Origin of the sequence: Streptomyces albospinus (genome assembly GCF_014648695.1) — a bacterium.
Taxonomy (GTDB): Bacteria; Actinomycetota; Actinomycetes; order Streptomycetales; family Streptomycetaceae; genus Streptomyces; species Streptomyces albospinus.
The window spans coordinates 58393-72039 of record NZ_BMRP01000006.1 but is presented as its reverse complement, the minus strand read 5'-3'; the positions used below and the strand labels follow the sequence as shown (position 1 = coordinate 72039).

General features: G+C 73.1%; 8 protein-coding genes and 2 pseudogenes. 6 read left to right on the top strand and 4 right to left on the bottom strand.

The genetic code is table 11. The features are described from left to right. The first annotated feature begins 127 nt into the window (after positions 1-127). From IEZ17_RS10975 to rbsK, 3 genes and pseudogenes are all read left to right on the top strand, one after another. Positions 128-1771 carry a sugar ABC transporter ATP-binding protein gene (locus tag IEZ17_RS10975; protein WP_189298983.1) on the top strand — a complete coding sequence of 548 codons (1644 nt, stop codon included), beginning with the start codon at positions 128-130 and terminating at the stop codon, positions 1769-1771. Further along, positions 1761-3682 (top strand): annotated as a pseudogene (locus tag IEZ17_RS42245) (ABC transporter permease/substrate-binding protein). Before IEZ17_RS10975 ends, IEZ17_RS42245 begins: the two are co-directional and overlap by 11 nt. A 122-nt stretch (positions 3683-3804) precedes the next feature. Further along, positions 3805-4713 carry a ribokinase gene (gene rbsK / locus IEZ17_RS10960; RefSeq protein ID WP_189299257.1) on the top strand — a complete coding sequence of 303 codons (909 nt, stop codon included), beginning with the start codon at positions 3805-3807 and terminating at the stop codon, positions 4711-4713. Between the two features lie 257 nt (positions 4714-4970). On the opposite strand, the gene IEZ17_RS10955 is transcribed toward rbsK, so the two are convergent. Together IEZ17_RS10955 and IEZ17_RS10950 are read right to left on the bottom strand one after the other, a co-directional pair. Next, complete coding sequence (locus IEZ17_RS10955) at positions 4971-6470, bottom strand: nitrilase-related carbon-nitrogen hydrolase (protein ID WP_189298980.1); 1500 nt, start codon at positions 6468-6470, stop codon at positions 4971-4973. Positions 6471-6751: 281 nt separating this feature from the next. Continuing rightward, positions 6752-7435, bottom strand: coding sequence for a TetR family transcriptional regulator (locus IEZ17_RS10950; protein WP_229852144.1), 684 nt, complete (start codon positions 7433-7435; stop codon positions 6752-6754). Between the two features lie 144 nt (positions 7436-7579). On the opposite strand from IEZ17_RS10950, the pseudogene IEZ17_RS10945 reads away from it, so the two are divergent. Beyond that, positions 7580-10086, top strand: a pseudogene (locus IEZ17_RS10945) (beta-glucosidase family protein). Here IEZ17_RS10945 and IEZ17_RS10940 read toward each other — a convergent pair. Both IEZ17_RS10940 and IEZ17_RS10935 read right to left on the bottom strand, forming a co-directional pair. Next, entirely contained in the window at positions 10073-10774 is a 702-nt protein-coding gene (locus tag IEZ17_RS10940) for a DUF4097 family beta strand repeat-containing protein (RefSeq protein WP_189298978.1), read from the bottom strand. The pseudogene IEZ17_RS10945 and the gene IEZ17_RS10940 overlap by 14 nt on opposite strands. 208 nt (positions 10775-10982) lie before the next feature. Beyond that, positions 10983-11900, bottom strand: coding sequence for an SGNH/GDSL hydrolase family protein (locus IEZ17_RS10935; protein ID WP_189298976.1), 918 nt, complete (start codon positions 11898-11900; stop codon positions 10983-10985). Between the two features lie 325 nt (positions 11901-12225). Between IEZ17_RS10935 and IEZ17_RS10930 the strand changes: the two genes are divergently transcribed. Both IEZ17_RS10930 and IEZ17_RS10925 read left to right on the top strand, forming a co-directional pair. Then, complete coding sequence (locus IEZ17_RS10930) at positions 12226-12720, top strand: DUF3145 domain-containing protein (RefSeq protein WP_189298975.1); 495 nt, start codon at positions 12226-12228, stop codon at positions 12718-12720. A 56-nt stretch (positions 12721-12776) separates the two neighbouring features. Next, on the top strand, positions 12777-13647 hold an 871-nt coding region (locus IEZ17_RS10925; RefSeq protein ID WP_189298974.1), incomplete at its 3' end, for an NAD(P)-dependent oxidoreductase.

The following is a 13647-nucleotide window of genomic DNA, read 5'->3' as shown; positions in this document are numbered from 1 at the left end:
CCACCGACCCGGCTCACCCCAGCCCCGGGATCCCCACCGACCGCCCGGCCTGGCCGGACACCCCGACCGCCCCCCACCGCCCATCCGAAGAACCCGACCACCCACCCCGAGAAGAGAGGGGCAGCGCATGACCGGCGTCAACGACGACGTACCGGGCCGCCGCGAACTGCTGCGCGTGGAGGGGGTGACGAAGTCATTCCCCGGCGTGCGCGCGCTGGGCGGTGTGGACCTGAGCCTGACCACCGGCGAGGTGCACGTCCTGCTCGGTGAGAACGGCGCGGGCAAGAGCACCCTGATCAAGATGCTCTCCGGCGCCCACCGGCCCGACAGCGGCCGGATCCTCGCCGACGGCGGTCCGGACGGTTCGCACGACGGGCTCCACGAGGTGCACATCCGCTCCGCGCAGGACGCCGAACGGCTCGGCATCGCCACCATCTACCAGGAGTTCAACCTCGTCCCCGGGCTGACCGTCGCCGAGAACATCTTCCTGGGCCGCCAGCCGCGCACCGCGCTCGGCCTCGTCGACAGGAAGACCATGCGCGCCCGCGCCGCCGAACTCCTGCGCCGGGTAAGGCTGGACGTCTCCCCGAACACCCCGGTCGCCGAACTCGGTATCGCCCGGCTCCAGATGGTGGAGATCGCCAAGGCGCTCAGCCTGAACGCCCGGGTGCTGATCATGGACGAGCCGACCGCGGTCCTCACCTCCGAAGAGGTCGACACGCTCTTCGGCATCGTCCGCGAACTGCGCGCATCGGGCGTCGGCATCATCTTCATCACCCACCACCTCGACGAGATCGGCGCGCTCGGCGACCGGGTCACCGTGCTGCGCGACGGCCGCTCGGTCGACGAGGTGCCCGCCGGTACCGACGAGGACGAGCTGATCCGGCTGATGGTCGGCCGGGACATCGCCGAGCAGTACCCGCGCCGCCGCCCCGACCCGGAGGAGCCGGGTACGCCGCTGCTGCGGGTACGGGGCCTGACCCGGTACGGCGCCAAGGGCGCGCACGGCGCACCGGCACGGCCGGTCTTCGAGGACGTCGGATTCGACGTCCGGGCCGGCGAGGTCGTCGGTCTCGCCGGACTGGTCGGCGCGGGCCGTACCGAGGTCGCCCGGGCGATATTCGGTGTGGACCGCTATGACGCCGGAACCGTCGAGGTCGCGGGCGCGGAGCTGGTACGCGGCGACGTCCGCGCGGCGATGCGGGCCGGGCTGGGGCTGGTGCCCGAGGACCGCAAGGGCCAGGGGCTGGTGCTGGACGCCTCACTTCAGGACAACCTGACGCTGGCCCGGCTCGATCGGGACACCCGCGGCGGGCTGGTCGACCGGCGTGGCCAGCGGCGCGAAGCGGCGGCGGTCGCCGGGCGGTTGAGGGTCCGGATGAGCGGGCTGGGACAGCACGCCCGCACCCTCTCCGGCGGCAACCAGCAGAAGATCGTCATCGGGAAGTGGCTGCTGACCGAGACCAGGCTGCTGATCCTGGACGAGCCGACGCGCGGCATCGACGTCGGTGCCAAGGTCGAGATCTACCAGATCGTCAACGAGCTGACGGCGGCCGGCTGCGCGGTGCTGATGATCTCCAGCGATCTTCCCGAGGTGCTCGGGATGAGCGACCGGGTGCTGGTGATGGCACAGGGCCGGCTGACCGGCGAGCTGTCTGCCGAGGAAGCCACCCAGGACGCCGTGATGGAGCTCGCGCTCCGGTCCCCGCACGGCACCCCTGACGGCAGGAACACGAACGAGAGCGCGATGGAGGGCTCCGATGTCCGCTGAGGTGAAGACAGCAGCCGCCCCGGAGGCGGCGGGCGGGGCAGTGGCCCCGGACGGATTCGGGCCGTGGTTCTCCCGGGCCGTCCTAAGGAACGGTCCGCTCGGCGGCCTCGTCGCCCTGGTGGTCGTGATGGCGGTGCTGTCCCGGGACTTCCTCAACGGCCAGAACCTCCTCAACGTCGGTGTCCAGGCGTCCGTCACCGCGATCCTGGCCTTCGGCGTCACCTTCGTGATCGTCTCGGCCGGTATCGACCTGTCGGTCGGCTCGGTCGCCGCGCTCTCCGCCGCCGTGGTCGCCTGGGCCGCCACCGGCGAGGGCCTGCCGGTCTGGATCGCGGTACTGCTCGGTCTCGCGGTCGGCGTGGCGGCCGGACTGGTCTCCGGCGCCCTGGTCGCGTACGGCAGGCTGCCCGCCTTCATCGCCACCCTGGCGATGCTGTCCGTCGGCCGCGGCCTGGCCCTGGTCATCTCCGGCGGTTCGCCGATTCCCTTCCCCGGTGCGGTCAACGCGCTCGGCGACACCCTGGGCGGCTGGCTGCCGGTACCCGTCCTCGTGATGATCGCCATGGGGCTGATCGCCGCGCTGATCCTGGCCCGTACGTACTCCGGCCGCGCGATGTTCGCGATCGGCGGCAACGAGGAAGCGGCCCGGCTCTCCGGCATCAACGTCAAGCGCCGCAAGCTCGTCATCTACGCGCTGTCCGGGCTGTTCGCCGCGGTCGCCGGCATCGTGCTGGCCGCCCGGCTCACCTCCTCCCAGCCGCAGGCCGCGAGCGGTTACGAGCTGGACGCCATCGCCGCCGTCGTCATCGGCGGCGCCAGCCTCTCCGGCGGCTCCGGCAAGGCGTCCGGCACCCTGATCGGCGCGCTGATCCTCGCCGTGCTGCGCAACGGCCTCAACCTGCTGAGTGTCTCCGCCTTCTGGCAGCAGGTCGCCACCGGTCTGGTGATCGCGCTCGCCGTCCTCCTGGACACCCTGCGGCGCCGGAGCGCGCGATGAGGCGGCGTACGGCACTCATCGGCGCGGCACTTCTGGTGGGCGCCCTCGCCCTCTCCGGCTGCGACCGCGGCGGCAACACCGACCTGGGGCTGGCCCTGTCCACGATGAACAACCCGTTCTTCGTCGGTATCAAGGAGGGCGCGCAGGCCGAGGCGGACGCCCGCGGGCTGCACATCAACATCACCGACGCGCAGAACGACCCCATGCAGCAGGTCAACCAGATGGAGACGTTCACCAGCCAGCAGGTGAAGGCGGCCATCATCAACCCGGTGGACTCCGACGCCGCCGTCCCGGCCGTCGGTGTCGCCAACCGGGCGAAGGTGCCGGTCATCTCCATCGACCGCGGTGTCAACGGCGGCACGGTCGGCTCGACCATCGCGTCGGACAACGTCGCTGGCGGCCGGCTCGCCGCGAAGACGCTGGCCGCATCGCTCGGCGGCAAGGGCAAGGTGGCCTTCCTCGAAGGCCAGCCCGGCACTTCGGCCGCGCGCGAACGCGGCCAGGGCTTCGAGGAGGGCATCAAGCAGTACCCCGGTATCCAGGTCGTCGCCCGGCAGCCCGCCGACTTCGACCGCACCAAGGGCATGGACGTGATGTCCAATATGCTCCAGGCGCACCACGACATCGACGGGGTGTTCGCCGCCAACGACGAGATGGCGCTCGGCGCCTCCAAGGCGCTGGGGGCCCGCTCCGGCAAGGACGTGAAGGTGGTGGCCTTCGACGGCACCCCGGACGGCGTCCGGGCGGTCCGCGACGGGACCCTGACCGCCACCGTCGCCCAGCAGCCGGAACTCCTCGGCAAGCAGGCGGTGGACTGGGCGCTCAAGGCGTCCCGCGGCGAGCGGTTGCCGCGGACGGTGAAGGTGCCGGTGGCCCTGGTGACGGCGGCGAACGCCGCGCGGTTCGGCAGCTGAGGGCGCGGCCCGGCAGCGGCCGGCCGCCGGGCGGAAACAGGCAGGAAGAAACAGGAAAGCGGCGTATGGACACGCGGGAGCAACGCGCGGACAGGCGCTCGGACAAGGGAGAAGAACGGCGCATGTACGACGTCCTGGTGGTCGGCTCGGCCAACGCGGATCTGACGGTACGGGTGGCCCGGCGGCCCGGGGCGGGTGAGACCGTGCTCGGCACGGACCTGGTCGAGACGGCCGGCGGCAAGGGCGCCAACCAGGCAGCCGCCGCGGCCCGGATCGGCGGGCGCACCGCGCTGCTCGCGCGGGTCGGCGGTGACGCGTACGGTGAACTGCTGCTCGCCGCCCAGCGCATGGCGGGCACCGACGTCACACCGGTGATCGTGGACGAGGGCGCCCGCACCGGCACCGCGATGATCATCGTCGATCCGGACGGCGACAACAGCATCGTCGTCTCGCCGGGCGCCAATGCCGCCCTCACCCCGCACGATGTCACCGCGGCCAAGGACGTCATCGCGGCCTCGTCGGTGGTCTCCCTCCAACTGGAGGTGCCGATGGAGACCGTGCGGGCCGCCGCCGCGACCGCCGAGGCCGCCGGCACCCGGGTCGTCCTCAACCCCTCGCCGGCCCCCGACACCCTCGACCGCGAACTCCTCGCCGTGGCCGACCCGTTGGTGGTCAACGAGCACGAGGCGCGGCAGCTGTCCGGCCGCACCGGCGGCACGGCAGCGGACTGGGCGTCCGCGCTGCGCGAGCAGGGCGCCCGGTCGGTCGTGGTCACCCTCGGCGGGGACGGCGCCCTGGTCCTGGATGCGTCCGGGACAGCGGCGATCCCGGGCGTACGCGTCAAGGCCGTGGACACCACCGGCGCCGGCGACGCCTTCACCGGCGCGCTCGCCACCCGCCTGGCCGCCGGCGCCACGCTGCCCGAAGCGGCCCGCTTCGCGGTACGCGTCGGGGCCGCGGCCGTCACCAAGCCGGGCGCACAGCCGTCGTACCCCACGGCGGACGACCTGGCGCAGCTGCCCGAGAACTGATCGGACGGGCACCGGCGCGGAGGGAGGCGATCCGGAGGGAAGCGATCTGGACGGACTCGACCCGGATGGACTCGATCCGGATGGACTCGACCCGGAAGGAGCTGATCCGGCGGGAGCTGATCCGGCGGGAAATGATCTGACGGGAAATGATCTGGCGGAGGGGCGGAGGGGACTGACGGGGGCAAGGGCGCCGACGGTCCCAACGGGGCGGCGCGATACGACGGTTACCCGCCCACTCACCGCACCCCGCCCGTACCTCACCGCTCGGCCCCTTCCCTCAGGAGGGCGGGCTCCGCTCCGGCCTCCGTGCCGCGTGCCTCCGGTGCCGCGCCGGACTCCCCGGCCGGCTCTTCACCTGGCTCCGCCGGCCCGTACAGCGCATGCTCCGCGCCGGTCGCCAGCGCCCAGTAGCGGTCGCCGTAGGACCAGTGCCACCACTCGGTCGGGTAGTTGACCAGGCCCGCCCCGCGCAGCGCCGCGGCCAGCGCCCGGCGGTTGGCGCGGGCGGCAGGCGCCAGGTCCGGGGCGGACGTATAGCAGGCGCCGCCGCTCTCCTCCGGGGACGCGTCGACCGGAGTCCCCATGTCGACATATTCGCCGTCGGTCGTGACCAGGGTGAGGTCCACCGCACCGCCTGCGCTGTGCGGTGCGATCTCGGGTGGCGAAACGAAGCGGCTGGCGGCCTGACGGACCCGCATCACGTCCCAGTCGGGGTGCGCGGCGCGCAGTTCGCCCCCGTACCGCTCGAAGTAGCGGCGCTGGAGGGCCGGCGGGCGGTACCCCTCGACGACCTGGAGCCGCAGCCCGTCCGGCAGCGCCCGCTGTGCCGCCAGCAGCCGCCGCACCACCCCTTCCCGCAGATACCCGAAGGCGCCCGTCCCGCCGTCCCCCTCGCCCTTGAACCCGTCCGCCAGGAGCGCGGGCGCGGCGGCCCGGAGGTCCACCAGCGGCTCACCGCACTCCCGGACCGGCACCGCGGCCACTGCCGGGTCGGCCATCAGCGTGATCGCCTCCCGGACATCGCTGAGCACCAGCTCGCCGCCGTCATCGCTGTCACCGTCGCCGGCCCCCGGCCACGCGGACGCCGTCGCCACCCGCTCACCGGAAGGCAGCCAGCCGCCGCTGAGCCCGCAGGCCGGGCCGGGGCTACCGACCTCGATCCCATTGACGAGCAGCACATACAGCCCGTGCTCCCGGGCCAGTTCCGCATACCGCGCCACGCGCTCCGCACCGTCGTGGAAGGCGCTGGAGAGATAGACCCGGCAGCCGTCCGCCACGGCCCGCTGCGGCACCTCGGGGAAGCTGCTGTCGAAGCAGGTGGCGAGCGCGAACCGGATACCGCCCAGTGTGAACCGGCCGTGCGCGGTCCCCGGTGCGAACACCGTGCTCTCGGTGTCCGCCAGATGCCGCTTGTCGTAGCGGGTGAGCAGCGCGCCGTCCGGCCCGTACACGAACGTCGCGATGGTCGGCGCGGCCCCGACGTCGGCGCCGCGCCCCGCGGCGTTCACCACCGCCGCGACACCGGCCGTCCGGCACGCCTCCCGTACGGGCGCCAGCCGGGCATCGTCGGGCCGCACTGCCAGCCCCGCAGGATCAGCGGCTATCAGATGCAGGTCGTAGTGCGTCAGCGCCAGTTCGGAGAAGACCACGAGTCCCGCTCCGCGCTCGCCGGCCTCGGCGATGAGAGCGGCCATCCGAGCGGCGTTGGCGGCGATATCGCCTGGTACGGAAGGGAACTGTGCGGCAGCAATGATCATGTGCCCATGATGCCCGGCCCGCCCGCGACGCGTCCGGGCCTGTGGATAACTCCCGACCCCCGCGCTCCGGCACCCGCGCTCCGGGCCCCTGCCGCACACGCCGGCGCGCAAGGCTCCGCCACCCCTGCCCGGCTGAGCCAGCACCCCGCCCGACGCGACGCCACCGCCCCTGAACTCCCGCCCCGGACACGGCAGTACGCGAGTACGCGCGAGGGTGCGACTGGCTCCCTACCCCTCGTTGGGCCCTGCCCGGATCCCCTGCCCGGATCCCCTGCCCGGTCCTAGTCGGGCCCCGCGCCGGGCTTCTCTTCGGGCCCCTCGCCCGCCCCTTCGGCGGGCTCGTCGGCCCGCTTCTCCATGCTCCCGAGCAGCGTCAGGAAATCCCGGAACGCCGCCGGCATGTCGACGTGCTCCGGGTCCAGCAGCCATTGCAGCTGGAGCCCGTCCATCACCGCGACCAGCAGGGGCGCCGCCTGCTCCGGGGTCAGACCACAGGGCAGAGTGTCGCCGAACTCGGCCCGCAGCGCCCTGGCCAGCGCCTCGCGTACGGCGCGGAAACGGGTCTCGAAGAACTCGCGCGCCGGATGGTCCTCGGTGACGCTGTCGGCCGACAGCACGGTGTACGTCTGGACGATGCCCGGGCGGGTGGCGTTGTAGTCGACGAGCTGGGCGAGGGTGCCGGTCCGCCAGGTGCCGGATGCCGCGGCGGCTGCATCCCAGCGGTCGCGCGCCTCCAGGACACCGATCAGTAGCAGCTCCTTCGTCGGAAAGTGGTGCAGCAGCCCCTGCTGGGTCAGCCCGGCGCGCTCGGCGATGGCGGCGAGGGAGGTGCGGCGGTAGCCGCGGTCGGCGATCAGCTCCATGGCGGCTTCCAGGATCGCCGCTCGCCGCTCGGCGCCCTGGAACTCCCGTCCGCCGCCGCCCCTCCGGGGTCCGGGGGCGGCGCCCTCATCTCGTGCGCTCACCGGCCGAGCGTAACTCCCGCACCTCCGCGCAGTGCCCTACACCCGAATGTGATAACGGAACGATATCGATCCCTACTGTGTGCACGGTGCGGAGGTCAGAATTCGGCCAGGGGGCCCGCACGTCCAGTCAAGGGAGCGCCGCAGATGACCGATCAGCCCCACGCCCACCGCAGCCACCCCCGGCCCCACGACTACTCCGCCGCGGTGGAGCGGGCGCTCGCCGCACTCGACCTGGATACCAAGGCCCGGCTGCTCTCCGGCCAGGACATGTGGACCCTGCCCGCCGTGCCTGCGATCGGACTGCGGTCGCTGGTGATGTCGGACGGCCCGATCGGCGTGCGGGGGCGGGAGTGGAGCGCCGAAGATCCGTCGGTCGCCCTGCCCAGCCCCACGGCCCTGGCCGCCACCTGGGACCCCGAACTCGCCCGCCGCGCCGGCCGACTGCTCGCCCAGGAGGCCCGCCGCAAGGGCGTCCACGTCCTCCTGGCGCCGACCGTCAACCTGCACCGCTCGCCGCTCGGCGGCCGGCACTTCGAGTGCTATTCGGAAGACCCGCTGCTGACCGGCGTGATCGGCGCCGGATATGTGCAGGGAGTGCAGGAGGGCGGGGTCGGTGCGACGGTCAAGCACTTCGTCGGCAACGACGCCGAGACCGACCGCTTCACGGTCGACAACCGCATCGCCCCACGCCCCCTGCGCGAGCTCTATCTCGCCCCCTTCGAGCACATCGTCAAGACCGCCCGCCCCTGGGGCATCATGACCGCCTACAACCAGGTCAATGGTCTGTCGATGACCGAACACCGCCCGCTCGTCACCGAGGTCCTGCGCGGCGAATGGGGCTTCGACGGCTGCAACGTCTCCGACTGGGTGGCGGCCCGGCACACCGTACGCGCGCTGCGCGGCGGCCTGGACGTGGCGATGCCGGGGCCCCGCACGGTCTTCGGCGCCCCGCTCGCGGCGGCCGTCCGCGCCGGCGAGGTCGCCGAGTCGGAGGTCGACGACGCGGTGCGCCGGGTGCTGCTGCTCGCCGCCCGTACGGGCTGCCTGGACGGGGTGCCGCCCGCCGTGCCGCCGGCCGGCGTGCACCGGGGCATCGACGGCCGGGCGGGGGNNNCGTCGGCGGCGAGCAGCCGACCGGCGGGCCGGCGCAGGGCGCCGATCCGGCAGGCCGCAGCCGCCGTGCCCTTCCCCTCGATGCCTCCGCCGTCCGCCGTATCGCCGTCATCGGGGCGGCTGCCCGCGACGCCCGGGTGCTCGGCGGCGGCTCCGCCACCGTCTTCCCCGAGCAGATCGTCTCCCCGCTCGCCGGACTGCGGGCGGCGCTCCCCGACGGCGTGGAGGTCACCTTCGCGACCGGCGCCGACCCGCGCACCCGGGTGCCGTACGCCCGTGACGGCTTCGCCCTGCGCGCCCGCTACCTGGCCGCCGACGGGCAACTGCTGGCCGAGACCGCGCAGTTCGACGGGCAGGTCCAGGCGGTGGGCAGCTTCCCCCACGGCGTCACCCGGCAGAACCTGCACGCCGTCGAACTCACCGGCAGCTACACCCCGCAGCGCACCGGCGCCCACACCCTGGCCGTCTCGGGCACCGGCCACCTCCGGCTGACCGTCGACGGCGCGGTGCTCTTCGACGACCACTGCGCGCCCGTCGGCAGCGACCCGTTCGAGGGACTCATGCAGCCCGCGGAGCACCGGGTCACCGCCGGTCTGACCGCCGGCCGGGCCGTGCCGCTCACCCTGCGGTTCGTCCCCGGCGCCCTCGGCCTGGGGGAGGGCATGGAAGCCCTCAACTTCGCTCTCGGGCACCGCGAGCCGCAGCTCGACGCCGACGCCGAGATCGAGGAGGCGGTCCGGGCGGCGACCGGTGCCGATGTCGCCATCGTCGTCGTCGCGACGACGGAGGAGGTCGAGTCGGAAGGGTTCGACCGCACGGACCTGACGCTGCCGGGCCGCCAGGACGAGCTGGTCACCCGGGTCGCCGCCGCCAACCCCCGCACCGTCGTGGTCGTCAACGCCGGCTCCCCCGTGGAGCTGCCCTGGCGGGAGCAGGTCCCCGCGGTGCTGCTGAGCTGGTTCCCCGGCCAGGAAGCGGGTGCCGCACTGGCGGACGTCCTGCTCGGCTCGCACGAGCCGGGCGGCCGGCTCCCCACCACCTGGCCCGCCCGCTTCGCCGACGCCCCGGTCACCACCGTCACCCCGGCCGACGGCCGACTTCCGTACGAGGAGGGGCTGTTCATCGGCTACCGGGCCTGGCAGCGGTCCGCCGCCGCGCCCGCGTACGCCTTCGGCCACGGGCTCGGCTACACCGACTGGGCGTACGAGTCGCTGGACACCACCCCCGACTCGGTCCGGGTCCGGCTGCGCAACACCGGCCGGCGCCCCGGCCGCGAGGTCGTCCAGATCTACCTGGCCCCCACCGCCGGCGCCGACCCGGGCGCGCCGGAGCGCCCGGCCCGCTGGCTGGCCGGCTTCGCCGCCGTCGAGGCGGGCCCCGGCGAGAGCGCCGAGACCGAAATCCCGCTGCCGGGGCGCGCGTTCGAGATCTGGTCGGAACCGGACGGGAGGTGGCGCCGGATCCCGGGCGTCTACACCGTCGAGGCGGCGCACAGCAGCGACGACATCCGGCTGACGGCGCAGGTCACTTCTGGCTGAGCACCGACACGTCCCCGCCGCTGGTGCGCGCCGATATTTTGTGCTCCGAGCGGGGATCCGTCGGCACGGAGACCTTGCGGGTCCCGCCGCTCGTCACCGCCTGGACCGCGTACGGGCCCTTCGGCAGCCGGATGGTGACGTTGCCTCCGCTGGTCCGTCCCGACACCTCGTCGGGCACCGCGGTCAGTGCGAGATCGACATCGCCGCCGCTGGTCTTCACCTTCGCCGTACGGGCCGCGGAGTCCGCGACGGTGATGTCGCCGCCGCTGGTCTCCGCGGTGATACCGCCCGACGCGCCGTGGACGGTGATGTCCCCGCCGTTGGTGTGCAGATCGACCGAGGCGCTGCGCGGCAGCAGCACGCGGTAGTTCACCTCACACCGGCGGCCGGTCTCCGGGCAGTCCTCGGCCGTCAGCGTCAGCCTGCCGTCCTTGACCGTGTGGGTGGCGTCCGGCTTCTGCCCGTTGTACTTGTACTTCTCCGTCACTTTGACCGATCCGCCGGCGTCGATCGGCACGATCTCGATGTTCCCGCCGTGGGTCGTCGCCGACAGCGCGCCGACCTTGCCGTCCACGCCGTACGTCCGCTCCGCGGTCTTCAGCGGGCCGCCGATCATGGAGCAGCCGGTCATCAGGACGGTCAGTGCCGCGCACGGCAGCACGAGATGAGAGGCGCGGAGACGGGCCATGGCGTTTTCCCCCGGGACAGGTGACGAACAGGTCGGAACGGAGCGGAGCGGTGCGGACCTCGCCGGAACCGTTCACCACTCATCGTTCCGCCCCCGCGCCCCGAGTTCGTCGCCGCACGGTATGACCTTCCCCGTCCCCGCACGGTATGACCTGCGCCGCGGTGCCCCTAGGGGTACCCCTGACGTTCTCGGGGATCTCCCGGGTGCCTCACCGGCTCTCCCGGCGGGTGATCGTCCGGAACGCCAGCTCCGCCAGCTGCTGCTGGCCGCGGGCGCCCGGGTGGAACCAGTCCCAGGTGCTCAACTGCCGCTCGGTGAAGCGGTAGTCGAAGACCGACCGGTCGAACCGGCACAGCGCGTCCTTGGCGCAGACCTCCGCCAGCGCCTCGTTGTACGCCATGACCCGCTCCCGGACCCGGACCCGCCGGTCCTGCGCCGGCTTCGTCAGATCGTCCGGGTCGCGCAGCATCGACCCGCAGATGCCCAGCTTCCACACCTGTTTGCCGAGCGGGTTCTTGCGCCCCTCGGACCACAGCCGCAGCAGGTCGGGCACCGCCGCGACATACACCTGGGTGTGCGGCAGGGTGCGCCGCAGCGTCTTCATGGACCGCTCGAAGTCGGCGCGGAAGGCGGCCTGGGGGGTCATCGCCCGCACGTCGCTGCGGCAGGCGTCATTGGCGCCGATCAGGACCGTGACCAGCTCGGGCCGGCGCGCGGCGGCCTCGGTGATCTGCTCCGGCAGATCGCTCATCAGGGCGCCGGTCCGGGCGTAGTTCCAGCTGTGCGCGGCGGGGTTCGCCTTCACCAGCCGCCGGGCGAGGCTGCCGACCCTGGGGTCGGTGCCGGTGGCCCAGGAGACCTCGGGGCAGTCGGAGAGCACCGTGCAGGCGTCGAAGCCGACGGTGATGGAGTCGCCCAGGGCGGCGATCGAGTGGGGGGCCGTGCGCCATGCGGGTGCCGGTTTCGCGGCGGGGCGCTTGGTCTTGGGGCCGCCGTGCGCGGCGGAACCGCCGCCGCTACAGCCGGCGAGCGCGGCCAGCAGTGCGGAAGCGGTGGCCGTGGCGAGCCCCGCGCGGGCCGCGAGGCGGTGACGCCGAGGGCGAACGGGCCGATCGATCGTCGTCATCCCCTGTCCCCTCCGGCGTGCGAGTGATATCTCTTCCGGTACCGACGGTACGTCACCTGCCGTCCGGCGCCGCGCGGTAGCTTTGCCCCGTAACTGCCGGACTGTGACCCAAAGTGGCAAGTGCAGTCGGTGCAGGCAAATTACATCACGTCATTTCCTGTCCCTTTTGTGGCAGATTCCGCCTAATGGTGTTTACTGTAGGTCACCTGGCATGCTGGTGCCGAAGTGATCACTGGGGCAGAATGTCGACAACTGTCCCGGCCGTAACCGGAACGGGCACGAGGCCGCTGGGGAAGGCGAACCTCGAACCGCACGGGAGGTCCCGGTGACGACACGTGGAGTTCTGTACGTCCACTCCGCTCCGCGCGCGCTGTGCCCGCACGTCGAGTGGGCAGTGGCGGGCGTCCTCGGGGTGCGCGTCAATCTCGACTGGATCCGCCAGCCGGCGGCGCCCGGCACATGGAGAGCCGAGTTCTCCTGGCAGGGCGAGGTCGGCACCGCCTCCAAGCTCGCCTCCGCGCTGCGCGGCTGGCACCTGCTCCGCTTCGAGGTGACCGCCGAGCCCTGCGCCACCGCCGAGGGCGAGCGCTACAGCTCCACCCCCGACCTGGGCATCTTCCACGCCGTCACGGGTATCCACGGCGACATCCTCATCCCCGAGGACCGGCTGCGCGCCGCCGTCGACCGCTCCGCGCGCGGCGAGACCGAGCTGGCCGACGAGGTCGCCAAGCTGCTCGGCAAGCCCTGGGACGACGAACTGGAGCCCTTCCGGTACGCCGGCGAGGGCGCGCCCGTCCGCTGGCTCCATCAGGTCGTCTGACGGCGACATCCGGCCGTGGTTGCCTTCGAGCGCCCTCCACGGCCTAGCGTGCCGCCATGGCCGACAACAAAACTTCCCACACACCGTCAGTCGCCGTACTCGGCACCGGGATCATGGGTGCCGCCATGGCCCGCAATCTCGCCCGCGCCGGGCTGGACGTCCGCGCCTGGAACCGCACCCGCGCCAAGGCCGAGCCACTGGCCGCCGACGGGGCCCGCGTCACCGACACCCCGGCGGAGGCGGTGGACGGCGCCGATGTCGTCCTCACCATGCTGCTCGACGGACCCGCCGTCCTGGACGCCCTGCGGGGGGCCGCTTCGCGGCTCGCCCCCGGCACCCTCTGGCTCCAGATGAGCACCGTAGGACCCGAAGCGCTCGTCCCGCTCGCCCGGTTCGCCGCCGAACACGACCTGCGGTTCGTCGACGCCCCTGTGGTGGGAACCAAGGCACCCGCCGAAAAAGGGGAGTTGACCATCCTGGCAGCCGGTCCGCAGGAGCTGCGGGAGCGCGCGGGGCGGGTCTTCGACATCGTCGGCAGCCGCACTCACTGGGTCGGCGAGGACGGTACCGGCGGGGCCGCCAGCCGCCTCAAGCTCGTCGTCAACGCCTGGGTGCTGACGGTCATCAGCGGCACGGGTGAGGCTCTGGCGCTCGCCGAGGGGCTCGGCGTCGACCCGCGGGACTTCCTGGCCGCGGTCGCCGGCGGGGCGCTCGACATGCCGTATCTGCAGATGAAGGCGGAGATGATCCTGTCCGGGGACTTCCCGGCGAGCTTCACGGTGTCCGCGGCGCGCAAGGACGTCCGGCTCATCTCGGAGGCCGCCGAGGCGGCCGGCGTACGGGTGGACCTGGTGGCCGGCGCGGCGGAGCGCTTCCGCCGCGCCGAGGAGCAGGGGCACGGCGAGGAGGACGGCTCGGCGGCGTACT